Annotated in this window: 19 protein-coding genes; 12 read left to right on the top strand and 7 right to left on the bottom strand. The window is 70.6% G+C overall.

The annotated features are described in order from the left end of the window. The first annotated feature begins 42 nt into the window (after nucleotides 1-42). The 8 genes from V5E28_RS09640 (at nucleotide 43) to V5E28_RS09605 (ending at nucleotide 8,902) form a co-directional block, all read left to right on the top strand. Nucleotides 43-996 carry a sugar-binding transcriptional regulator gene (locus V5E28_RS09640; RefSeq protein ID WP_336206085.1) on the top strand — a complete coding sequence of 318 codons (954 nt, stop codon included), beginning with the start codon at nucleotides 43-45 and terminating at the stop codon, nucleotides 994-996. A 197-nt stretch (nucleotides 997-1,193) separates the two neighbouring features. Further along, nucleotides 1,194-2,285, top strand: coding sequence for an ABC transporter substrate-binding protein (locus tag V5E28_RS09635; protein ID WP_336206084.1), 1,092 nt, complete (start codon nucleotides 1,194-1,196; stop codon nucleotides 2,283-2,285). Nucleotides 2,286-2,295: 10 nt separating this feature from the next. Next, a complete protein-coding gene (locus tag V5E28_RS09630; protein WP_336206083.1) occupies nucleotides 2,296-3,099 on the top strand; it encodes an ATP-binding cassette domain-containing protein in 804 nt (267 codons plus the stop codon). Next, a complete protein-coding gene (locus V5E28_RS09625; protein ID WP_336206082.1) occupies nucleotides 3,096-4,334 on the top strand; it encodes a sugar ABC transporter permease in 1,239 nt (412 codons plus the stop codon). Before V5E28_RS09630 ends, V5E28_RS09625 begins: the two co-directional genes overlap by 4 nt. After that, nucleotides 4,334-5,809 (top strand): FGGY-family carbohydrate kinase, encoded by a 1,476-nt coding sequence (locus tag V5E28_RS09620; protein ID WP_336206081.1) that lies wholly within the window; start codon nucleotides 4,334-4,336, stop codon nucleotides 5,807-5,809. Before V5E28_RS09625 ends, V5E28_RS09620 begins: the two co-directional genes overlap by 1 nt. After that, nucleotides 5,806-7,251 carry an FGGY-family carbohydrate kinase gene (locus V5E28_RS09615; RefSeq protein ID WP_336206080.1) on the top strand — a complete coding sequence of 482 codons (1,446 nt, stop codon included), beginning with the start codon at nucleotides 5,806-5,808 and terminating at the stop codon, nucleotides 7,249-7,251. The genes V5E28_RS09620 and V5E28_RS09615 overlap by 4 nt, the downstream gene beginning before the upstream one ends. Then, nucleotides 7,248-7,862, top strand: a complete 615-nt coding sequence (locus tag V5E28_RS09610) for a histidine phosphatase family protein (RefSeq protein WP_336206079.1) — start codon at nucleotides 7,248-7,250, stop codon at nucleotides 7,860-7,862. Before V5E28_RS09615 ends, V5E28_RS09610 begins: the two co-directional genes overlap by 4 nt. Further along, a complete protein-coding gene (locus V5E28_RS09605; protein ID WP_336206078.1) occupies nucleotides 7,859-8,902 on the top strand; it encodes a 2-hydroxyacid dehydrogenase in 1,044 nt (347 codons plus the stop codon). Before V5E28_RS09610 ends, V5E28_RS09605 begins: the two co-directional genes overlap by 4 nt. Here the strand turns inward: V5E28_RS09605 and V5E28_RS09600 are convergent. The 3 genes from V5E28_RS09600 to V5E28_RS09590 form a co-directional block, all read right to left on the bottom strand. Next, entirely contained in the window at nucleotides 8,865-9,722 is an 858-nt protein-coding gene (locus tag V5E28_RS09600) for a carbohydrate ABC transporter permease (protein ID WP_336206077.1), read from the bottom strand. The two genes, V5E28_RS09605 and V5E28_RS09600, sit on opposite strands and share 38 nt — an antisense overlap. Next, entirely contained in the window at nucleotides 9,719-10,600 is an 882-nt protein-coding gene (locus tag V5E28_RS09595) for a carbohydrate ABC transporter permease (protein WP_336206076.1), read from the bottom strand. The genes V5E28_RS09600 and V5E28_RS09595 overlap by 4 nt, the downstream gene beginning before the upstream one ends. 63 nt (nucleotides 10,601-10,663) lie before the next feature. Continuing rightward, nucleotides 10,664-11,959 (bottom strand): ABC transporter substrate-binding protein, encoded by a 1,296-nt coding sequence (locus V5E28_RS09590; protein ID WP_336206075.1) that lies wholly within the window; start codon nucleotides 11,957-11,959, stop codon nucleotides 10,664-10,666. Between the two features lie 178 nt (nucleotides 11,960-12,137). On the opposite strand from V5E28_RS09590, the gene V5E28_RS09585 reads away from it, so the two are divergent. After that, nucleotides 12,138-14,000, top strand: a complete 1,863-nt coding sequence (locus V5E28_RS09585; protein WP_336206074.1) for an ABC transporter ATP-binding protein — start codon at nucleotides 12,138-12,140, stop codon at nucleotides 13,998-14,000. Between the two features lie 68 nt (nucleotides 14,001-14,068). Here V5E28_RS09585 and V5E28_RS09580 read toward each other — a convergent pair whose 3' ends face one another. Both V5E28_RS09580 and V5E28_RS09575 read right to left on the bottom strand, forming a co-directional pair. Beyond that, nucleotides 14,069-15,730 carry a penicillin-binding transpeptidase domain-containing protein gene (locus V5E28_RS09580; protein ID WP_336206073.1) on the bottom strand — a complete coding sequence of 554 codons (1,662 nt, stop codon included), beginning with the start codon at nucleotides 15,728-15,730 and terminating at the stop codon, nucleotides 14,069-14,071. A 101-nt stretch (nucleotides 15,731-15,831) separates the two neighbouring features. Then, the gene (locus V5E28_RS09575; RefSeq protein WP_336206072.1) at nucleotides 15,832-16,191 is read right to left on the bottom strand and encodes a MerR family transcriptional regulator; all 360 of its coding nucleotides are present in this window, start codon (nucleotides 16,189-16,191) and stop codon (nucleotides 15,832-15,834) included. Between the two features lie 130 nt (nucleotides 16,192-16,321). Between V5E28_RS09575 and V5E28_RS09570 the strand changes: the two genes are divergently transcribed. Beyond that, nucleotides 16,322-17,251: an aldo/keto reductase gene (locus tag V5E28_RS09570; protein WP_336206071.1), complete on the top strand. Its 930-nt coding sequence runs from the start codon at nucleotides 16,322-16,324 to the stop codon at nucleotides 17,249-17,251. A 1-nt stretch (nucleotide 17,252) separates the two neighbouring features. Here the strand turns inward: V5E28_RS09570 and V5E28_RS09565 are convergent, their stop codons facing one another. Continuing rightward, complete coding sequence (locus V5E28_RS09565; RefSeq protein WP_336206070.1) at nucleotides 17,253-17,891, bottom strand: TetR/AcrR family transcriptional regulator; 639 nt, start codon at nucleotides 17,889-17,891, stop codon at nucleotides 17,253-17,255. 93 nt (nucleotides 17,892-17,984) lie between these two features. Here V5E28_RS09565 and V5E28_RS09560 point away from each other — a divergent pair, with 93 nt between their 5' ends. Beyond that, the gene (locus V5E28_RS09560) at nucleotides 17,985-19,292 is read left to right on the top strand and encodes a GH1 family beta-glucosidase (protein WP_336206069.1); all 1,308 of its coding nucleotides are present in this window, start codon (nucleotides 17,985-17,987) and stop codon (nucleotides 19,290-19,292) included. Here the strand turns inward: V5E28_RS09560 and V5E28_RS09555 are convergent. After that, nucleotides 19,289-20,179 (bottom strand): hypothetical protein, encoded by an 891-nt coding sequence (locus V5E28_RS09555; protein WP_336206068.1) that lies wholly within the window; start codon nucleotides 20,177-20,179, stop codon nucleotides 19,289-19,291. The genes V5E28_RS09560 and V5E28_RS09555 overlap by 4 nt on opposite strands. 199 nt (nucleotides 20,180-20,378) lie before the next feature. Here V5E28_RS09555 and V5E28_RS09550 point away from each other — a divergent pair, with 199 nt between their 5' ends. Beyond that, nucleotides 20,379-23,393, top strand: a complete 3,015-nt coding sequence (locus V5E28_RS09550) for a M14 family metallopeptidase (RefSeq protein ID WP_336206067.1) — start codon at nucleotides 20,379-20,381, stop codon at nucleotides 23,391-23,393. Nucleotides 23,394-23,491: the final 98 nt, after the last annotated feature.

The following is a 23,491-nucleotide window of genomic DNA, read 5'->3' as shown; positions in this document are numbered from 1 at the left end:
CATCCGTTCAGCACAATCGTTCACCATCCAGGGAGCGCGCGCATGAATGCCGCCGACGCCGTACCCGAAGCCCGCTTCCCCCAGGAGCTGATGTACGCGGCGGCGTCGCAGTACTACCTCCAGGACGCCACCCAGGCCGACATCGCCAAGCGGCTCGGCGTCAGCCGGGCGACCGTGAGCAGGTTGCTGACCGAGGCCCGCAGGCAGGGCATCGTCGAGATCCGCGTGCACCGCCCCGCCACGCTGGCCGACGGCCCGCTGGCCAGCGAGGTCGCCGACGCGCTGTCGCTGGGGCGCGTCTATCTGGTGCCCAGGGTCAGCGGCCCGGCGCTCGGCCCCTGGCTCGCGCCCGGCCTGGCCAGGGCGCTGGCGGGAGTCGGGCTGGAGTCCGGTGACGTGGTGCTGGTGTCGTCGGGCAGCACGGTGTACGAGTGCGCGCGGGAGAGGCTCGGCCAGTTCCCCGGCGTGACGATCGCGCCGGCGGTGGGAGGTCAGGAGGATCCGCAACCGTGGTTCCAGACCAACGAGACCACCCGCCTGCTGGCCGAGCGGGTCGGCGGCGTGCCCAGCTATCTGTACGCGCCCGCGCTGCCGGGCCCCGAGCTGTTCTACTCGCTGCAGCACGAGCCGTCGGTGCGCCGGGTGATGGACCTGTGGTCGCACGCCAAGTGCGCGATCGTGGGCGTCGGCTCGCCGCCGCTGATGCGGCAGGTGGTGCCCGCCTTCGTGCCGCGCGACGCGCCCAGCCTGCGCCAGGCCGTGGGCGACGTGTGCTCCCGCTTCTACGACCGCGACGGCGAGCCGGTGGGCTATCCGGGCAGCGAGCGCCTGGTCGCGGCCGGCCTGGAGGAGCTACGGCGGATCCCGTTCTCGATCGCGGTGGCGGTGGGGGCCGAGAAGGTGCCATCCATCATCGCCGGGGCCAGGGGCGGCTATTTCAACCAGCTCGTCACCGACGCCCTCACGGCCGAGAGCCTGCTTGCCGCGGCCCGCTGACGGGCACGCTCATGTGAACTCCAGGTCACAGCCATGAGAACAGCGTGAACATCCGTGCTGGACAAATATTCTGCACTCGCGCTAGCGTGAGGTGCACCACAGGACGTGACCTGCTGTGAGGGGCGTCCCGGGTCGCACTCGGGGGACGCGACGCAATGAGATCGTCCGTGAGGACGAAGCGAGTGAGGAATGAACCCGTGAAAAGAACCAAGATGCGGACCTCCGCGTTCGCCGCCGCAGCGGTCCTCGCGACCTCGGCACTGGCCGCGTGCGGCTCCGGATCCACCGGCGGTGACGGCGGGTCCGGCGCCACCGGGGGCGCCGTGGAGAACGCCAAGGTGGCCTTCCTCATGCCGGACCTCGCCTCGACCAGATACGAGCTGCAGGACAAGCCGCTCTTCGAGGCCAAGATGAAGCAGCTCTGCCCGAGCTGCACCGTCATCTACCAGAACGCCGACTCCGACGCCGCCAAGCAGCAGCAGCAGGCGAACTCGGCGCTCGCGCAGGGCGTCAAGGCCATCGTGCTCGACCCCGTCGACTCCGCGGCGGCGGCCACCATCGTCAAGACCGCCCAGTCGCAGCAGGTGGCGGTGATCGCCTACGACCGGCCGATCCCCGCCACCCCCGCCGACTACTACATCTCCTTCGACAACGAGAAGATCGGCTCGTTGATCGGCCAGTCACTCGTCGACCATCTCAAGTCGGAGAAGGCCGAGGGCGGCCTCCTTCAGGTGAACGGCTCGCCGACGGACGCCGCGGCCGGGCTGATCAAGAAGGGCATCCACAGCGCGATCGACTCCAGCGGGTTCAAGCTGCTCGCCGAGTACGACACCCCCGACTGGCAGCCGGAGAAGGCGCAGACCTGGGTCAGCGGACAGATCACGCAGTTCGGCGACGAGATCGTGGGCGTGGTCGCGGCCAACGACGGCACCGGCGGCGGCGCGATCTCGGCCTTCAAGGCCGCGGGCAAGAAGGTGCCTCCGGTCACGGGCAACGACGCCGAGGTGGCCGCCGCCCAGCGCATCATCAAGGGCGACCAGTACAACACCATCTCCAAGCCGATCAAGATCGTGGCCGAGGCCTCGGCCGACGTCGCCTACCAGTTCATGCAGGGCCAGAAGCCCGCGGGCAAGGACACGCTTTTCAACACCCCGTCGCAGCTGTTCGTGCCCACGGTGGTGACCAAGGAGAACATCAAGGAAGTGCTGTTCGACAGCGGCATCATGAAGGCGGCCGACGTGTGCACCGCCGAATACGCCGACGGCTGCACCGAGCTCGGCATCAAGTAGGGGGAGTTCCGTGTCGCCCACTCAGCAGACGGACAGCGTCCTGTCCCTGCGCGGGATCAGCAAGACCTTCGGAGCGGTCGCCGCGCTCACCGACATCGCCCTCGACGTGGCCGCCGGCCAGGTCGTGGCGATCGTCGGCGACAACGGCGCGGGCAAGTCCACGCTGGTCAAGATCCTCGCGGGGGTGCATCCGCCGGACTCGGGCACGATCACGTTCGCTGGGCGGAAGGTCCACATCCCCACCCCGGCCGCGGCCCACAAGCTGGGCATCGCCACCGTCTTCCAGGACCTCGCGCTGTGCGAGAACCTCAACGTCATCCAGAACCTGTTCCTGGGCCAGGAGATCGGCCCGCTCAGGCTGGACGACGTGGCCATGGAGACGCGCTCGTGGGAGCTGCTCCGCCAGCTCTCGGCGAAGATCCCGAGCGTCAGGGTGCCGGTGGCGGCGCTGTCCGGCGGCCAGCGGCAGACGGTGGCGATCGCCAGGTCGCTGCTCGGCGACCCGAAGATCATCATCCTGGACGAGCCCACCGCCGCCCTGGGCGTCGCCCAGACGGCCGAGGTGCTCAACCTGGTCGAGCGGCTCCGCGAGAACGGCCACGGCGTCATCATGATCAGCCACAACATGGTGGACGTGAAGGCCGTGGCCGACACCGTGGCGGTGCTCAGGCTGGGCCGCAACAACGGGGTCTTCGACGTCAAGGACGTCACCACGGAGGACATCATCGCCGCGATCACCGGCGCCACCGACAACGCGGTGACGCGGCGGGTGGCGCGCCAGGGGGAAGGCCAGAAGGAAGGATCATCCTCGTGAACAGCACGATGACCACCGACCGCCAGGACGAGCGGCTGCGCGACGGCGGGGGCGGCCTGCGCGGCGCGCTCACCGACGTGGTCGAGCGGGCCCGCGGCGGCGACCTCGGCGTGATCCCCGTCGTGGTCGGCCTCATCGTCATCTGGACCGTGCTGCAGATCCTCAACCCGATCTTCCTGTCCAGCGCCAACCTGGTGAACCTCACCCTGGAGTCGGCCGCCGTCGGCGTCATCGCGCTGGGCATCGTCTGCGTGCTGCTCGTCGGCCAGATCGACCTGTCGGTCGGGTCGGTCAGCGGGCTGTCGGGCGCGGTGCTGGCGGTGCTCTTCGTCGGCGAGGGGCTGCCGGTCTGGCTGGCGATCGCGGCCTCGGTCGTGCTGGGCGCGGTGATCGGTTGGGTGTACGCGCAGCTGTTCAACCGGTTCGGGGTGCCGAGCTTCGTCATCACGCTCGCCGGGCTGCTCGGCTTCCTCGGGCTGCAGCTCTACGTGCTGGGCACCAAGGGCTCGATCAACCTGCCGTTCGACTCGGGCCTGGTGGACTTCGCCCAGCTCGCCTTCGTGCCGGCCTGGCTGTCCTACACCCTCGCGGTGATCGCGGCCGGCGGCCTGTTCGTCAGCGGCTGGCTGCACGCCAGGAAGCGGCGCGAGGCCGGGCTGTCGGCCAAGAGCCTGTCCACGCTGGTCCTGAGGAGCGCGGCGCTGCTCGTCGCGCTGGCCTTCGTGGTCTGGTATCTCGGCCAGACGCGCGGCGTGGGCTGGATGTTCGTCTTCTTCGTCGCGCTCGTCCTGATCATGCACTACCTGCTGTCCCGTACCAAGTGGGGCAGGTCGGTCTACGCCGTCGGCGGCAACGTGGAGGCCGCGCGCCGCGCGGGCATCAACGTCAAGGCCGTCTTCACCTCGGTGTTCGTCCTCTGCTCCACCTTCGCGGCGGTGGGCGGCATCCTGGCCGCCGCCCGGCTGGCCGCCGCCAACCAGAGCAGCGGCGGCGGCGACGTCAACCTCAACGCCATCGCCGCCGCGGTGATCGGCGGGACGAGCCTGTTCGGCGGGCGCGGCACGGCCTTCGGCGCGCTGCTCGGCATCATCGTCATCCAGTCGATCTCCAGCGGCCTGACGCTGCTGAACCTCGACTCGTCCATCAGGTTCATGGTCACCGGGGCCGTCCTGCTCCTGGCGGTGGTCGTCGACTCCGTCTCGCGCCGGTCGAGGACCTCGCACGGCAGGGCGTGATGGCGGCCATCTGCGTCGACGCCGGCACCACGGTGATCAAGGCCGTCGGCTACGACGAGTCGGGCGCCGAGGCGGCCGTGGTCCGGCACGAGACAAGTGTGTCCCGGCCGGGGGCCGGCCGGGCCGAGCAGGACATGGGCGCGGTCTGGGACGCGGTCGCCCGCACGGTGCGCGAGGTCGCCGCCGAGCTCCGCGGTGAGGTCGACTTCGTCGCGGTGACGGCGCAGGGCGACGGCTGCTGGCTGGTCGACGCCTCGGGCGAGCCGACCGGGCCCGCCATCCTGTGGAACGACGGCCGGGCCGCGGCCACGGTCGACGCCTGGAACAGGTCCGGCCTGGCCGAGACCGCCTTCAGGACCAACGGTTCGTCGGCCGCCTCCGGGCTGCCGCACGCCATCCTGACCTGGCTGAAGGAGCACGATCCCGGTCGGCTCGACCGCTCGGCGGCCAACCTCACCTGCGGAGGCTGGATCTTCTCCAGGATGACCGGGGAGCTCGCCGCCGACGAGTCCGACGCCTCGGCCCCCTTCATGGACCTGCGTGCCCGCCGCTACTCCGGCGAGCTGCTGGAGCTGTTCGGCCTCGGCTGGGCCGAGCGGCTGCTGCCCGAGCTGCGCGACGACTCGCGGCGGGTGGCCGGGCTCACCCCGGGAGCGGCCGCGCTGCTCGGCCTGCCCGCCGGCACGCCCGTGGTGATGGCCCCGTACGACATCGCCGCCACCGCCCTCGGCGCGGGCGCCGTGCGCACCGGCCAGGCGTGCGGCATCCTCGGCACCACGCTCTGCGTGGAGACCCTCGTCGAGCGGCCCGACCTGGACGGCGACCCGGTCGGCATCACGATCGCGCTGCCGGGCGGCTACCTGCGCGCCTTCCCCACCTTCGCCGGCACCGAGGTCATCCAGTGGGCCTGCCGCCTGCTCGGCCTGGCCCACCCGGCCGAGCTGAGCGAGCTGGCCGCGCTGAGCGAGCCGGGGGCGCGCGGGCTCGCGTTCCAGCCGTACTTCTCCCCCGCCGGCGAGCGAGCCCCGTTCTCCGACCCGCTCGCCAGGGGCGCCTTCCTCGGCATGTCCTTCGAGCACGGCCGCGAGCAGGTCGCCCGCGCCATCCTGGAAGGGCTCACGCTCGTCGTGCAGGACTGCCTGTCCGCCTCCGGCCCGCCGCCCCACGAGCTGCGGGTGTGCGGCGGCGGGGCGGCGAGCGCGCTGTGGCTGCAGCTCATCGCCGACGTCACCGGCCTGCCGGTGCTGCGTTCCGCCGACAGCGAGGTCGGCGCCAGGGGCGCGTTCCTGGTCGGCCTGGCCGCCACCGGTGCCGCCGCGAGCATCGAGGCCGCGGCCGGGAGTCACGTCCGCCTGCGCGAGGCCGTCCATCCACGGCCGGGTCCCTACGGCGAGGCCTACCGGGACTTCCTGGCCCTGCGCGAGACCAGCGCCCGATCATGGCCGCTGCTGGCCGAGACGCGGAGCCGTACATGAGCGTCTGGATCGGCATCGACCTCGGCACGCAGAGCGTGCGCGCGATGGCCGTCGACGGCGGCGGGCAGGTGCTCGGCGCGGCGAGCCGCGCCCTGACCAGCCACCGCGACGGCCCCTGCCACGAGCAGGACCCGGAGCAGTGGTGGCGCGAGCTGGCCGCCGCCACCCGCGAGGCGCTCCGCGACGTGCCCGCCGGCCGGATCGAGGGGGTCGCGGTGGACGCGACCTCTGGAACGATCCTGTTGGCCGACGGGGACGGCGCCGCGCTCACCCCGGCCCTGATGTACGACGACCGGCGGGCCGCCGATCTGGTCGAAAGGGTCAACACGGTCGGCGCGGGCGTCTGGCAGCGGCTCGGCTACCAGCGGATGCAGGCCAACTGGGCGCTGCCCAAACTGCTGTGGCTGCTGCGTGACGGCGTTCCCGGCGGGGCGCGGGCGGCGCACCAGAGCGACTTCGTCAACCGCCGCCTGGTCGGCGCGGAGGTGGCGACCGACCTGAGCAACGCGCTGAAGACCGGCGTGGACCTGATCGACGAGCGCTGGCCGCACGACGTCCTGGACGCGCTGGGAGTCCCCGCCGAGATCCTGCCGGACGTGGTACGGCCCGGCACCCGCCTCGGCGCGGTCTGCGCCGCGGCGGCCGAGGTCACCGGCATCCCCGAGGGCACGCCGGTGATCGCCGGCACCACCGACGGGTGCGCGGCGCAGCTCGGCGCCGGGGCGCTGCGGCCGGGAAGCTGGAACTCCGTGCTCGGCACCACGCTGGTGCTGAAGGGCGTGACCAGGGAGCTGATCCACGACCCGCTCGGCGTCGTCTACTCCCACCGCGCGCCGGACGGCTCGTGGCTGCCGGGCGGCGCGTCGAGCACCGGCGCGGGCGTGCTGGCCCGTGACCTGCCCGGCCGCGACCTCGACGCCCTCAGCCGGCAGGCGAGCGCTCAGCACGGATCCGGCGCATCCCTGCCCACCACCTATCCCTTGGTCTCCCGCGGGGAGCGATTCCCGTTCGCGGCGGCCGACGCCGAAGGGTTCACCCTCGGCGAGCCCGCTGACGACGTCGAGCGCTACGTGGCGATCCTGCGCGGGGCGGCGTTCATCGAGCGCCTCTGCTTCGACTACCTCGACCTGCTCGGCGCCCGCGTGGACGGCGAGATCATCCTGACCGGGGGCGCGACCAGGAGCGCGTACTGGAACCAGCTCAGGGCGGACGTCCTGGGACGTCCCGTGACGCTGCGCGAGAACGCCGAGCCCGCCCTGGGCATGGCGGTCCTCGCCGCCGGCCCGTCCGCGGCCGGCGCGATGGTCCGCACCCGCGCGGTGGTCGACCCGTCGGGGGCCGACCTGCGCGAGCCCTACCTGCGCTTCGTCGGAGAACTGGAGCGCCGCGGCTGGCTGCCGTCCAGCGCCGCCGACCACGCCCGTGAGAGGACCGTACGATGACGAACCTGGTGCTGGTGCGCCACGGCGAGACCGTCTGGCACGCCGAGAACCGCTATGCCGGGATCAGCGACATCGTGCTGACCCCGCGCGGGAGGGAGCAGGCCGCGCGGCTCGCCTCCTGGGCCGCCACGGCCGGGCTGTCGGGCGTGTGGGCCTCCCCCCTGAGCCGTTCGCAGATCACCGCCGCGGCCAGCGCCGAAGCCGCCGACGTCGGGCTGGTGGTGGACGCCCGGCTGCGGGAGCTCGACTTCGGCCAGGGCGAGGGGCTCACCTCGGCCGAGATGAACGAGCGCTTTCCCGAGGCCCGTGCCGCGTTCGAGGCCGACCCCGGCGCGAACCCGCTGCCCGGCGGCGAGGACCCGAGCGCCGCCGCGGACCGGTTCGTGGCCGCCCTGCGCGACATCTGCGCCGTCCGCTCCAACGGCCGGGTGCTGGTGGTCGCGCACACGACCGCCATCAGGATCGCACTGTGCAGGCTGATCGGCGTGCCGCTCGGCGAGTACCGGCGGCTGTTCCCGAGCCTGGACAACTGCGCGCTCACCGAGCTGCGTCTGCGCGGCGAGCGGGCCGCGATCCTGCAGTACAACTCCCCGATTGGAGCCGTTCGTTGACCACCCGAGTCCTTGCCGCAGGTGACCAATTCGTCCGCAACCAGCTCCTCGCCGACGCGCTGCGGCGCGAGGTTCCCGGCGAGGTGGCGATCAGCGAGCTGACGCTGCCCTGGCCGGTGGTCCCCTTCGGCCGGGTGGGGGAGGTCGACGAGGCTTCGGACGTGGAGGACGAGCTGATCGAGGCGCTGCAGGGCGTCGAGGTGTGCGTGACCCAGATGGCCCCGCTCACCCGGCGGGTCCTCGACGCCTGCCCCGACCTGCGGCTGTTCTGCGTCAGCCGGGGCGGCCCCGTCAACGCCAACCTGGAGGCCGCCACCGAGGCCGGCGTGGCGGTCACCTTCGCCCCCGGCCGCAACGCGGTGGCCACCGCCGAACACACGCTGGCCATGCTGCTCGCGGCCACCCGCCGCATCCCGCAGACGCACGCCGACCTGGCCGGCGGCGTGTGGCGCGGCGACTACTACATCTACGACAACGTCGGCCCGGAGCTGGAGGGCAGCACCGTCGGCCTGGTCGGCTACGGCGCGATCGGCAGGCGGGTGGCTCGCATGGTCGAGGGCTTCGGCGCCGAGGTGCTGGTCTTCGACCCCTACGTGGACGTGCCCGGCAAGGTGGAGCTGGACGAGCTGCTGCACCGCTCGCGCTTCGTCTCCCTGCACGCCCGCGCAACCCCGGAGACCACCGGCATGATCGGCGCGGAGCAGATCGCCGCGATGCCGGCCGGTTCGGTCCTGGTCAACTGTGCCAGGGGCGCGCTCCTCGACTACGACGCCCTGTGCGACGCGCTGGAGTCGGGCCACCTGTTCGGCGCCGCGATGGACGTCTTCCCCGAGGAGCCCATCCCGGCGGACTCGCGCCTGCTCAGGGTGCCGAACCTGGTGATGACCCCGCACCTGGCGGGCGCGAGCAAGGAGACGGCCATGAAGGCGGCCGCCATCGTGGCCGCCGATGTGGCCCGGTATGTCCGCGGCGAGCCGCTGGCGCACTGCGCGAACCCGGCGGTCAGCCTTTCAGCGCGCCAGCCATCAGGCCGCGCATGAAGAAGCGGCCCAGCAGGACGTAGATGAGCATCGTCGGGATCGACGCCAGGATCGCCGCCGCCATCTGCTGGCTGTAGGGCGTGGCCTGGGCCCCGGCGATGTTGTTGAGCATCACCGTGGTGGGCCAGCTCTGCGGGCCGGTGAGGAAGACGGCGAACAGGAAGTCGTTCCAGAGCGAGGTGAACTGCCAGATGATGACGACCGCGATGGCCGGCGCGGACACCGGCAGCACCACCGACCAGTACGCTCGCAGCATGCCGGCCCCGTCCACCCGGGACGCCTCGATGAGTTCGTCGGGGATCGTGACGTAGTAGTTGCGGAAGATCAGCGTGCAGATCGGGATGCCGTAGACCACGTGCGCCAGCACCAGCCCCGGGATGCCGCCGTAGAAGACGCCCTGCAGCCCGGTGAGCTCGTTCAGCCCCACCAGGAGCTGCACCAGCGGGATCATGACCCCCTGGTAGGGGATGAACATGCCGAACAGGAACAGCGTGAACAGCAGGTCCGCGCCCGGAAACCGCCATTTCGACAGCACGTAGCCGTTCATCGAGCCGAGCGCGCACGACAGCAGCGAGCCCGGCACGGCGAGCAGGACGCTGTTCCACAGGCCGGGGGCGAGCTTCTCCCACGCCACCCGCCACGCCTCGAACGTCCACGTCTGCGGCAGGTTCCACGCCTGGCTCGGATCGGCCTCGGTCAGCGGCTTGAAGCTGGTGACCAGCAGGACGTAGATCGGGATGAGGAAGACCACCACGAAGGCGATCAGCAGCGCGAGCCGCACCCACGTGAAGGCGAGCCTGCGCCCGGCCACCGCCGTCATGAACGCCTCTCCTTGCGCACGGACCAGATCAGGTACGGGATCACGAACACGGCCACGCTCAGCACGATGTAGGACGCGATGGTGGCGCCCTTGGCCGGGTCGTGGGAGTCGAAGACCGCCACCCACATGAACACCGCCGGCACGTCGGTGATGATCTGCTTTCCGGAGACGGCGACGATCAGGTCGAACACCTTGAGCGAGATGTGGCCCAGGATGATCAGCGCCGAGAGGGTGACCGGGCGGAGCAGCGGCAGCACCACGTGCCGGTAGACGCCCCACTCGGTGCAGCCGTCGACCCGTGCCGCCTCACGCAGTTCCTCGGGCACGCCTCGGAACCCGGCCAAGAACAATGCCATGACATATCCGGACATCTGCCAGACGGCGGGGAGCGCCATCGCCGCCATCCCCCAGTCCGGATCCCGGAACCACTGCCACTGCGGCAGCCCGATCGCGTCGAACAGCCGGTTCAGCCCGACCGCCCGCTCCTCCATCCCGGAGTTCATCAGCCACCGCCACACGATGCCGGTGGCGACGAACGACACGGCCATCGGGAACAGGTAGATGGCCCGGAACGTGCCCTCGCCCCAGATCCCCTTCTCCATCAGGAACGCCAGCAGCCAGCCCAGCACCAGCGCCCCGGCCACGAACGCGATCGTGAACACGATCGCGTGGTTCACCGAGAGGTGCCACCTCGGCTGGTCCCAGATGTCGATGAAGTTCTGCAACCCGACGAAGTTCCCCTCGGACACCTCGTCGTGCTTGTCCGTCATGGCCAGCTGGAAGTTCCAGCCCAGCAGGCCGTACACGAACACGCCGATCGCCACGATCGACGGCGCGACGAGGAGCAGGCCCGGGAGCCAGGTGCGTGCCCGCCTCACAAACCACTCCCCTTCCGGAAAAGAGGTACGGCAGGCGCGCGGAACGCCTGCCGTACCCGTGGCCTACTGGGCGTTCGCCGTCGCGGCGTCCGCCAGGGCCTTCTGCAACGCGGCCACGTCCTGGGTGCCGATGAACAGGCCGACCGCCTCGTTGATCGCGGCCAGCCACGGCTGGTTCACCGCGACGCCGTGCTGGATGGAGCCGGCGAGCTTGTTGCCCGACCAGTCCTTCAGCGCGTCGGCCAGGTAGTCGGTGTAGAGGGACTGGTCGGCGTCCTTCCGGGCGGGGATGGAGCCCTTCTTCGGGTTGAAGGCGTCCTGGCCCTCCTTGCTGGCCGCGACCTTCAGCCAGGCGACGGCCCCGTCGCGGTTCTTGGCGCCCTTGGGCAGGGTGAAGCTGTCCGAAAGCCACAGGTAGGTGCCCTCGGTGCCGGGCGCGGGCGCCCAGTCGAAGTCCGTCTTCGACGCCTTGCCCAGGCCGCCTTCCGGCGGGTTGTGGAAGTAGCCGTACGCCCAGTCGCCCATGACGTTGAACGCGGCCTCGCCGTCGGCCACCTGCTTGGCCGCGGGCTGCCAGTCGTCCTGCGGGTCGCCCGCATACGACATGATCTTCTTGAAGCTCTCCAGCGCCTTGGTGACCTCGGCGCTGTTCCAGTCGGCGCCCGCCTTGAACAGCCCGTTGTAGGCGTCGGTGCCGAGGGAGCCGAGCAGCACGCTCTCCAGCAGGTGGGTGACGGTCCACTCGGAGCCGATGGACAGCGGGATCTTGCCCTTGGCCTTGACCTTCTCCAGGGCGGCGACGAACTCGTCGATCGTCTTGGGCGCCGCCGCGACGCCCGCCTCCTTGAGCACCGCCGGGTTGAACCACAGGACGTTCGACCTGTGGATGTTCACCGGCACCGAGTAGATCTTGCCGTCGACGCTGATCTGCTCGACGAGCTGCGCCGGGAAGACGTCGCGCAGTTTCAGTTCGTCGTAGAGGGAGTTGAGCTCCTCCAGGTCGCCGGCCTTGATGTAGCCCTGCAGTTCGGCGCCCGCGTGACCCTGGAACGTGTCGGGCGGGGTGTCGGCCTGCAGCTTCGACTGCAGCAGCGCCTTGGCCTTGTCGCCCGAGCCGCCCGCGACGGCGGCGTCGAAGAACGTGAGCGCCGGGTTCTGCTGTTCGAAGATCTTGCGCATGGCCTGCAGCCCGTCGGCCTCACCCGGTCCCGTCCACCAGGAGAAGACCTCGACCTGCTGCTTTCCGCCGCCGGCACTCGCGCTCGGCTGTGCCGCCGGATCACCGCCACCGCCGCAGGCGGACAGGCCCAGCACGCTCGCCATAGTGATCGCGGCGGCTGCCATCCACCGTCGTCTCATCGCACACCATCCCTTCGAGAAAACCCCCGAGCTGGTGACTTGACAACGTTGTCAGTAGGGCAATCAACGCACTTCGCACTCCGGGCCGTCAAGGATGTGCGGGTAACAGGTCCGCATACGCCATGGGTCCGCAAAATTCGGGTGCAGAAGTGTCAGTGCCGCTGGGCACACTCCAGATATGGCCGACGAGCCCCTGGAGCTGGGCGAGATCTCCTTGTCCGACTGGCACGCCCATACCGACAAGATGACCGAGGTGGGGTTCCTCACCATCGCGAGACGGCTGCCGTCGCTCGTCCGCCAGGCGATGAGCATGGCCTGGCGCGCCAGCCCGCGCGACACCGTGGCGACGATCACCCTCAACCTGCTGGGAGGCGTGTTCACCGCCTTCGGGCTCCTGGCGACCACCGGCGTGCTCACCGCCCTGTTCAGCGAGGGCCCCACGCCCGACCGGGTGATGGCGGCGCTGCCCAGCCTGGCCCTGGTGGCCGCCGCGGCGGCGCTGCGCACCGTCACGCAGGCAGGCGCGGGCTGGGCGCAGTCGCGCCTCGATCCGCAGGTCAGCCGGCTGGCCGAGGAGCGGCTCTACGGCCTGACCAGCCGCGTCGAGCTGGTCTCCTACGACGACCCCGACTTCCACGACGCGCTCCAGCGGGCCAGGTCGCGCGGCGTGGCGATGGCCGACTCCGTCGTCACCTCGGCGATCAACGTGGTGACGGCCGCCATCGGCATCGCGGCCGTGGCCGGCGTGCTCGGCGTCCTCCATCCCGTGCTGCTGCCCCTGCTGCTGCTGGCCGTGCTGCCCGACGCCTGGGCGGCCGTGCGCAGCGCCAAGATGCGCTACACCACCATGTTCGCGCTCATCCCCGCCATGCGCCGCAAGTGGATCATCGCCGAGCTGCTGGCCGACCGCGCTCCCGCCGCGGAGGTCCGCTCGTTCACCATGCGCGGTTTCCTGCTGCGCATGTACGACGCCGTGGCCAAGGCCGAGCAGGACGTGATGCTCGGGCTGGCCAGACGACAGACGGTGGCCAGGCTCGTGGGCGAGGCGCTGGGCGGGCTCGGCAGCGCCCTGGTCTACGTGGCGCTCGGCGTCCTGCTCGCCGTCGCCGCCATCCCGCTCGCCGTCGCGGGCACCGCCGTGCTGGCCATCAGGTCCGGCCAGACCTCGCTGAGCAACCTGATGTACGCCACCAACCGGCTCTACGAGGAGGGCCTCTACTTCACCGACTTCCTGCAGTTCTGCGCCGACGCCGAGGGCCGCCTGCCGGACCGGCAGCGCACCTCCGCGCCGGAGACCTTCGAGCGGATCATCGCCGAGGACGTCACCTTCGCCTACCCCGGCTCCGAGGAGCCGGCGCTGCGCGGCGTGACCGTCGAGATCAAGCAGGGCGAGGTCATCGCCTTCGTGGGCGAGAACGGCTCCGGCAAGACCACCCTCGCCAAGATCCTCTCTGGCCTGTACGAGCCCGACTCGGGCAGCGTGCTCTGGGACGACGTCGACGTGCGCGAGATCAACCCCGAAGGGCTGCGCCTGCGCACGGCCGTCATCGCCCAGGACCACACCCGCTGGCCGCTCACCGCCCGCTACAACATCACCATGGGCACAGCCAAGGGCGAGGAGTCGCTCCACGCTGCGGCGGCGGTCGCGGGCGCCGACGAGGTCATCGCCGACCTGCCCCACGGCTACCGCACCCTGCTCGACCGGCGCTTCAAGGACGGCCACGAGCTCTCCGGCGGCCAGTGGCAGCGCATCGCGGTGGCCAGGGGGTTCCACCGCGACGCCCGCCTGCTGATCTGCGACGAGCCCACCGCCGCCCTCGACGCCCGCGCTGAGCACGCCCTGTTCGAGCGCATCCGCAGCCATTCCGACGGCCGCACGGTGCTGCTGATCACCCACCGGCTGGCCAGCGTGCGCTACGCCGACCGCATCTACGTCCTGGACCACGGGAAGGTCACCGAGCAGGGCGACCACGAGACGCTGATGGCCCTGGGCGGCCTCTACGCCGAGCTCTACACCTTGCAGGCGTCCGCCTACAGGTGACCTCGCCGGCGACCGGTCAGGCGGGGCACGCGGCCGACCGGCGAGGCGGGCGGCCGATCAGCCGGTGGTCAGGCCAGCGCCGCCTGGAGGATGGCACGGGCGATGGCCGCGACAGGGCCGGGGCGTTCGAGGACCACGCCCACGGCCACCTCGGGCGCCCGCGCGGGCGCGAAGGCGGTGAAGATCGCGGGCGTCGGTGTGACGGGCCTTCCCCTCACAGGCATCCCCATGGCGAACATCCCCTTCGCGGACGTCCTCATCGCGGACGCTCCCCATGCTGCCGGCGCCTTGTCGGGGACGGCGGCGGCCGACCTGAGAGCGCCCTGCCGGGCGGCGGCCGTACCTCGCCCGCCCGGCCGGGGGCCCGTGGTCATCATGGAGGTGAGCTGTTCGGCGAGCGCCGGGCTCAGGGCCGTCCGGTAGGGCGACGGGCCGGCCCGGTTGATGGCGAGCCCTCCGGGCAGCCGCACCTCCTCCACCAAGTACGGGTGCATCAGCGTGCCACCGTTGGCCACGGCCGCCGAGAGCATGGCGACCATGAGCGGCGTGACCCGGATGCCCGGACCGCCGACGGCCGACAGCGCGGCGCCGGACCGGTCCAGGCTCGCCGGAAAGGTGCTGGCGGCCGCGGGCAGCGGGATCGCCAGGTCGTCCCTGTTGAAGCCGAACGCCTCCGCCTGGTCCCGCAGGGTGTCCTGGCCGAGCCGGAGTCCGATGCCGGCGAAGGCCGCGTCACAGGAGGCCTGGAAGGCCTGGGCGAGCGTGAGGCCGGAGTTCCCGCACGGGCGGCCACCGAGATCCGGGCGCACCTCATCAGAGCCGCCGGGACCCATCCGATCGCCGCCAGCGCGTCCGGCGAGATCTGGCCGAACGCGAGCGGCGCCGCCCGAAGCATCTGGGCGAAGGCCGCCAGCGGGATCTTGGCGGACGGCGGCAGGCCGGTCGGCCGGACCCCGGTGAGCGTCGGGTCCCCCGTGCTCGCGGCCGCCTGCGGGGGCATCGGGAATCGCCTGGTCGCGGTGGGCCGGTGGGAGGTGGAGCCGGGGCGGGGCGGGCAGCACGGTGGTAGGCGCGTACTCCCCGCTGGCGAGCGCGGCGGCGGCCATGACCAGCTTGGAGGCCGAGCCCGCCGGATAGGTGCGGTCGAGCGCCCGGTTAAGCAGCGGCCCGGCCGGGTCGCGGCGCAGCCGCTGGTCCGTCCTCGCCCGCTCGGCGCGGTCGAAGGTGGTGTAGGCGTTGGGATCGTAGGACGGCCAGGTGGCCAGGGCCAGGATGGCGCCCGTCGCCGGGTTGATCGCCACGGCGGCGCCCGGGACGCGTGCCGACTTCAGGCCCTGGTAGGCCGCCCGCTGGGCGCGCTCGCTGATCGTGAGCCGGACGTCGGCGGCCTGTGAGGTGCCGTCCCTGACCAGCGACCGCACCTTGACCTTGGGGTCGCGACCCGACAGCACGATCTCCTCCGCCCGCTCGATGCCCGTGGTCCGGCGCGGGGCGACATATCCGGTGATGGGGGCGTACATCTCGCCGTGCGGATAGAAACGGCGGTAGCGGTACGGCCCGCCGCCGGTCTCGCGGCTGGCGGCGACGGTGGTGCCGTCGAAGGTGACGATGGCGCCGCGCGGCTGGTCGAACCTGGCGATGAGAGTGCGCTCGTTACGCGGGTCGGCGCTGCGGCCCTTCGAGGCGAACGCCTGGATGAAGGTGATGTGCGCCAGCAACACGAACAACATTCCCGCGCACATCCCCGCCACGCGACGCAGCGGGATGTTGATCCGTCTCGCCCTGGGCCCAGCCATGATCTCGGTTTAACAACCGGACCCTCAACGCGTGGCTAGCGGACACTCCGGTAATAGGAGATCTTGTTGCTGATGTAGCGCTTGCGCTCGATGAGGTTGGCGATCTGGCCCTCGACGCGGCGGTCGTGCTCCTCCAGCAGCTTGATGCGGTCGGAGATGGTGTGGTCGCCGGCGCGGACCAGCTCGGCGAAGCGCAGCATCTCGGCGATCGGCATGCCGGTGTCACGCAGACAGCGGATCGTCCCCAGCCAGCCGACGTCTTCCTGGGTGAACCGGCGCTGCCCGGCGGCGTTGCGCTCGACGCGCTCCAGCAGGCCGATCTTCTCGTAGTAGCGCAACGTGTCCAGGGTGAAGCCGGTCTCTTCGACGACTTCGGCAGGTGTGTAGACGCTCACGGTTCCAGAGCATTCCACCTGGAGTGCACTCCAGGTCAAGCCCCAGCCAATTTGTCCAGAAATATGCCCCTAAATCCAGAAAAAATCGCTGCTTGACATGGAGTGCGCTCCAGCTTTCATAGTCAGGGCCATGAACGCCACCAAGATCGCACTGGGCACCATCCCCTTCGGCACCACCGTCAGCGAGAAGGACACCTTCGCCATCCTCGACCGGTTCGTCGAGGCCGGCGGCACCATGCTGGACACGGCCGACAACTACCCGTTCTGGGTGGAGGGCCGCACCGGCGACGAGAGCGAGACGGCCATCGGCTCCTGGCTGGCCGCCCGCGGCAACCGTGACCAGGTGTTCCTGAGCACCAAGGTCGGCGCCAGGCCGACCGTCCCCGGCGACACCACGCTGGCCTCGGCCGAGGGCCTGTCGGCAGCCGCCATCGGCACGGCCATCGAGGGCAGCCTCCGCAGGCTCGGCACCGACCACGTCGACCTCTACTGGTCGCACATCGAGGACCGCTCCGTCCCCCTGGAGGAGACCCTCGCGGCCTTCGACGAGCTGGCCCGGGAGGGCAAGATCCGCCACGCGGGCGCCAGCAACCTCCCGGCCTGGCGCCTGGAGCGGGCCAGGAACGTCTCGGCCGCCAACGGCTGGCTCCCCTACACCCACCTGCAACTGCGCCACACCTACCTGCGCCCGCGCCCGTACACCAGGCCGGCGGAGGCCGGCCACACGCTCACCACGGACGACCACCTGGAGTATCTGCGCGAGGAGGGCGTGACGCTGTGGGCGTACAACACGCTGATGTTCGGGGCCTACACCCGCGAGGACCGTCCGATCCCGGAGATCTACGACCACTCGGGCACCACGCGGCGGCTGGCCGTCCTGCACGAGGTGGCGCGGGAGCTGGGGGCGACGCCGAACCAGGTGGTGCTGGCCTGGCTGATGGCGGACGGGCACGTGCCGATCGTCGGCGTCAGCACGATGGCCCAGCTCGATGAGGCCATCGGCGCCGCGGAGCTGAAGCTGGAGAACGAGCTGAAGGCCCGGCTCGACGCCCCCTGCTGAGTTACGGCAGGTGGTCGGCCAGGTAGCGGCGGACGAGCTGCTTGCACTCGGCGATCAGCGCCGGGTCGCCCTCGGGGTCCACCCGGAAGGCGAGCTTGAGCACCGCGTCCGTGGCCTCGACGGCGACCAGGATCGCGCGGTCGAGGCCGGGATCCGCGGGGACGTCGAGCAGGTCGACGGTGAGGCCGCGCAGGCGGTCGGCGACGATGGCGTTGTTCTCCAGCGCCGCGTCGAGCATCCGGTTGGTGCCCTCGATGGCCGGGCCGCCCGGCGACCGCAGCACCTCGCCGAAGTCCACGACCCCGAACCCGGGCATGGTCCGCTTCATCCCGACGAACTCGTCGATGGCCAGCTCCACCAGGTCGGTCCAGTGGCCGAGCTCGGCCGCGGCGATCCGCTCGGACACCTTGCCGAGGAACGCCTCCAGGTTGCGCAGCGCGAGCGCCCGCACCAGCCCCTGCTTGTCGGAGAAGAACTGGTAGAAGGTCCCGATCGGCACCTCGGCCCGGCGCGCGACCTCCTTGGTGGTCAGCGACTCGTAGCCGATCTCGTCGAGCAGGAGCGCGCACTCGTCGAGCATCCGCTCCACCCGCTCCGCGCTGCGGCGCTGGGCGGGGCGGCGGCGCAAGGTACTCGTCATGTCCTCCATCCTGGCGTATTACCAACAGGTACAGGCCTGCCACCGGCCTCCGGTTAACATGAGCGAGACTCGGATACTGGTGAGGAGCCTGGAATGTTCCTATGGGGCACGGCAACGGCCGCGTACCAGATCGAGGGCGCCGCCGGCGAGGACGGCAGAGCGCCCTCCATCTGGGACACCTTCTCCCACGAGCCCGGCCGCACCAGGGACGGGCACACCGGGGACGTGGCCTGCGACCACTACCACCGATGGCCCGAGGACGTGGCCCTGATGTCGGAGCTCGGAGTCGACGCCTACCGCTTCTCCATTTCCTGGCCCCGCGTGCAGCCCGCCGGCACGGGCGCGGTCAACCCCAAGGGGCTCGACTTCTACGAGCGGCTGGTGGACGGCCTGCTCGCGGCCGGGATCGCACCGGTGCCGACGCTGTTCCACTGGGACCTGCCGCAGGCCGCGCAGGAGCGCGGCGGCTGGCTGAACCGCGACACCGCCCACCACTTCGCCGAGTACGCGGCGCTGGTCGCCGAACGGCTGGCCGACCGGGTGCCGATGTGGATCACGCTCAACGAGCCTTTCGTGCACATGGCCTTCGGCCACGCGATGGGCATCCACGCGCCGGGCCAGGCCCTGATGCTGGACGCGCTTCCGGTGGCCCACCACCAGTTGCTCGGCCACGGCCTGGCCGTGGCCGCCCTGCGGGCGGCGGGCGCCGGGCAGGTGCTGATCACCAACAACTGCACCCCCGTCCGGCCCGCGTCGGACTCCGACGAGGACGTGGCGGCGGCCGAGGCCTACGACATCCTGCACAACCGCCTCTTCAACGACCCCGTCCTCCTGGCGACATATCCCGATTTGTCGCCGTACGGCGATCTCACCCTCGACTTCGTCCGCGACGGCGACCTCGCCACCATCGCGGCGCCCCTGGACGGCCTCGGCGTCAACTACTACAACCCCACCCGGATAGCCGCCCCCACCGAGGCGGGCGGCCTGCCGTTCACCGACGCCGGCATCACCGGCCACCCCACGACCGCCTTCGGCTGGCCGGTCGTCCCCGACGGGCTGCGTGAACTCCTGACGGGCCTGCGAGACCGCTACGGCCAGGCCCTGCCGCCGGTGTACGTCACCGAGAACGGCTGCTCCCAGACCGACGTCCCCGGCCCGGACGGCACGATCGACGACCAGGCCAGGATCGCCTTCCTCGACGAGCACATCCAGGCCGTGATGCGCGCCCAGCGGGAGGGCGTGGACGTGCGCGGCTACTTCGTCTGGTCGCTGCTGGACAACTTCGAGTGGGCGGAGGGCTATCACCAGCGGTTCGGCCTGGTCCACGTGGACTTCGAGACCCTGCGCCGCACGCCCAAGGCGTCCTACGCGTGGCTGAAGAGCTTTCTGGCCGCTCGCTAGAACACCGAGACGTGCACGTGGTCGTAGTGGTTGGCCGTGACGCCGCCGCGGTTGGACATGGGGTCCCAGGCGCCGCCTGAGCGGATGTCGTAGTAGCGCTGCTTCCAGATGATGTACATCACCCCGAGCCGCGAGCCGTTCTTGATCAGGTATTCCGCCAGCGCGTCGCCGCGGTCGGACTCGGCCCCGGCGGCCATGCCGCGGGAGATCATGAAGTCGCAGGCGCGGCCCTTGCCGTGCTCCCCCGGGTCGCCGGGGCGCAGGCAGCCGACACCGTAGGGCATGGGGAAGTTCTGCATGACCTCGGCCCGCACGGAGACCATCCGCTGCGTGAGGCCGTCGGCGCCGCCCGGCTGCTGGAAGCCGTACTTGGCGAGCAGCCGGTCCATCTCGCGGCGCTTGCCCTGCAGCGTCTTGATCTCCTTCTGCAACTTCTTGATCTTGTCGTTGGCGGCCAGCTTGGCCTTCTTCGAGTCTTCGATGAGCTTCTCGACGTGGGTGACCCGGCTGGCGCGCTCGGCGGCCATGTAGTTCATGTTGGCGGCCTGCCCGAGAGCCTTGTAGGGGTCGACCTTGAGGCCGAAGAGCTGGGTGCCGTCCAGCGGGCCGACGATGTAGGCGGTGCTGGCCAGGGCGGCCACGTCGCTCCGGGCGGCGGCGAGCTGCCTGTCCAGCGAGCCGGAGGTGTCCACGGCGTTCTTGGCCTGGATCCGGATCTCCTCCAGGCTCTGGATCTGGCCGCGGTAGCGGTTGTTGAGCGCCGCCGCCTGCTTGGTCAGCTTGCGCAGGTCGGTGGGACTCGGATCGGCGGAAGCCGCTTGCGGGGCAGGGAACGCGGACAACCCGGCAAGGACGACGGCGGCTGCGGCCATGCGTCCGGATTTCACGCCCGCCCTCCCCTCCTAGACGGACCGAAACTATAGAAGATGATCTTGAATGCTGTCATCTGAACGATGGAACTCGTGCCCCTTTGACGAAGGATGTCAAGGTTTGTCCGATCTAAGCTCCAGATAAGTTTGGGCCTTGCCGAGATCGTGAGATCGGTCTGAGATGGCGATCGAACCGTCTCTGCGAAGGGGCAGACCCGTGTCTCGATCACTCACCCTCGTCACAGCCGTCATTCTCGGCTTAGGCACGTCCATGGTGGCCCTGGAAGCCCAGGCCTCCGTGGACCCCCTACCACCCAGCGATCGGATCGAGCTCTACCAGCTCGACAGCCCACTCGGCACCGGCCAGTCCCTCAGGGAACAGGGCTTCGACGTCGTCCAGCAGGAGATCAAGGACGGCAAGGAGCATGTCGAGCTGACCGCGGCGCAGGCGGACCTCGACGGACTGAAGAAGCTCGGGCTCAAGCCCGAGCCCGTCCGCAACACCCAGGGCCAGACCCAGCTGGAGGCGGCCAGGACGCAGGCCGCCGCCGGCTACGAGGTCTTCAGGTCCTACTCCGAGCCCGGCGGCATCGCCGACCAGCTCAGGGCCATCGCCGCTGCCAACAAGGACGTGGTCAAGCTCCAGTCCATCGGCAAGACGATCAACGGCCAGGACATCCTCGCGGCGAAGGTCTCCACGCTGGCCCGGGTGCTGCCCGACGGCCTGAAGCCCGCGGCCCTCTACTCGGCCACCCAGCACGCCCGCGAGTGGATCGCCACCGAGGTCGACATGCGGCTGCTGAAGCACGTGGTGGCCAACAAGAGCTCGCTCAGGGACCTGCTCAACAAGACCGAGCTGTGGTTCGTGCCCGTCGCCAACCCCGACGGCTATGACTTCACCTTCACCGAGGGCAACCGCCTGTGGCGCAAGAACCTGCGTGACGTGAACGGCGACGGCCGGATCACCCTCGGCGACGGCGTCGACCCGAACCGCAACTTCCCCACGAACTTCCACTACGACGAGGAGGGCTCCTCCTCGATCCCGAGCAGCGACACCTACCGGGGCGCGGCCCCCGCCAGCGAGCCGGAGACCAGGGCCATGGACGGGCTGCTCAGGCGCGTCCGGTTCGAGACGCAGCTCAACTACCACTCGTTCGGCCCGCTGCTGCTCTACCCGATCGGCTTCCAGATCGCCACGGAGACGGCCGACAACCCGATCTACGAGGCGCTGTCCGGCACCGACGCCAACCCCGCGGTGCCCGGCTTCGACCCCGACCTCGGCGCCGAGCTCTACACGACCAACGGCGACACCAACGACCAGGCGCACGCGCAGTACGGCACCCTGTCGTGGACGCCGGAGCTGAACGAGGGCTGCGACGGCTGCGGCTTCGTCTTCCCCGACGACGAGGCGCTGGTGCAGGCGGAGTTCGAGAGGAACCTGCCGTTCGCCCTGGACGTCGCCAGGTCCGCGGTCAACCCGGTGGAGCCGGTCAGCCACCTGGGCAACAAGACTCCCGACTTCGTCATCGACCCGTTCGAGATCAGCCACGGCAGGGACCAGACCGTCCAGGTCAACGCCAAGCGCCGGCTCGGCCCGGTCCTGCTCAACTACAAGGTCAACAATGGCCGTACGAAGGTCGCGCTCACCAAGGAGTGGCAGGGCGGCGAGCGCTACGGCAAGGGCTACGACCGCTACTACCACTGGATGCGCGGCAAGATCACCGGCACGAGGCCGGGCGACACGGTCAAGGTCTGGTTCACCTCGCTCGGCAAGAAGAGCGAGGAGTTCACGTACCAGGTGTCGACCGACATCGGCGGCAAGGTGCTCGTGCTGGCCGCCGAGGACGTCACGGGCATCAGCCCGGCGCAGGGCGTCACCGAGGCCAAGTACGCCGACGACTACGTCAAGGCGCTCGACGAGGCCGGTTACAGCTCCGACGTGTACGACGTCGACCGGCTCGGCCGCAAGGCCCCGCACCCGCTGGGCGTGCTCAGCCACTACAACGCCGTGATCTGGGAGACCGGCGACGACATCATCCCGAGGAGCGTGGGGCAGGTGCCCGGCACCACCTCCAAGTCGGGCGTGGACACCGAGCTGGCCGTGCGCGCCTACCTGAACGAGGGCGGCAAGGTGCTGCACTCGGGCAAGTACCCGTCCTACGCGGCCAACGCCAACGGCGCCTACTTCTACCAGCCGGACCAGCCGGGACAGCCGGAGTGCGCGGAGCCGAACGACCCGCCCTGCATCCCGGTGTTCAACGACTTCCAGCAGTACTGGCTCGGCGCCTACGTCTACTTCGACAACGCGGGCAGCGACCCCACGACGGGGCAGCCGTACGCGCTGAACGGCGTCGGCGGCAGGTTCGAGGGCTTCACCGGCACGCTGGAGCCCGACGTGCACACCAACTCGTTCGTGGCCACCTCGGCGATCCTGCCGGCCGACCGGTTCCCGCTGTTCGCCAGCTCCGCGCCCGTGAAGTGGGTACGGCCCGGCGGCCCGTTCGACCCGCACACCGGCTCCTGGGACGTCTACAGCGGCATCGCCGACGTCTCCTGGAAACGGCTGTCCAAGACCGTCGACCTGACCGGCAGGAGCGCCGGCGACCTGTCGTTCTGGACCTCCTACGACACCGAGGCCAACTGGGACTTCCTGGTCGTGGAGGCCCGCACGGCCGGCGGTGACGACTGGACGACGCTGCCCGACGCCAACGGCCACACCACGCAGGCCACCGGGAGCAGTTGCACGTCCGGGTGGCGGACGATCCACCCGTTCACCCAGCGCTACCAGGGGCCGAACTGCGAGCCGACCGGATCCTCCGGCGCCTGGCACGCGGCCTCGGGCAACTCCGGCGGCTGGCAGCAGTGGAAGATCGACCTGACCCCGTACGCGGGCAAGCAGGTCGAACTGTCCATCTCGTACGTCAGTGACTGGGGCACCCAGGGCGCCGGGGTCTTCCTGGACGACTTCGCGCTCACGCTGGACGGCGCGACGGCCGAGCAGACCTCGTTCGAGTCCGACCTGGGCGGCTGGACCGTGGCGGCGCCGCCGGAGGGCACCGCGCCGTCGATCAACAACTGGGCCCGCACGGACCAGATCTTCGAGGAGGGCGCCGGCATCGTCACCAAGGACACCGTCTACCTGGGCTTCGGCGCGGAGAGCCTGACGAGCCAGGAGACCCGCACCGATCTCGTCAAGCGGTCGATGCGGCATCTTCTGGGCGATCCTCGCTGATCCGCCAGAGGACGCCCGAGGGGCACGGCACGCGGTGCCGTGCCCCTCTTGCGCCCACGCCTAGAACATGGTTCGGTCGCAACTGAGACAGCTCTACA

It is taken from the genome of Nonomuraea sp. LPB2021202275-12-8, assembly GCF_037044575.1.
In the GTDB taxonomy this organism is placed as follows: Bacteria; Actinomycetota; Actinomycetes; order Streptosporangiales; family Streptosporangiaceae; genus Nonomuraea.
The sequence above is the reverse complement of the archived record's forward strand: the minus strand, read 5'-3'. Positions and strand labels throughout refer to the sequence as shown.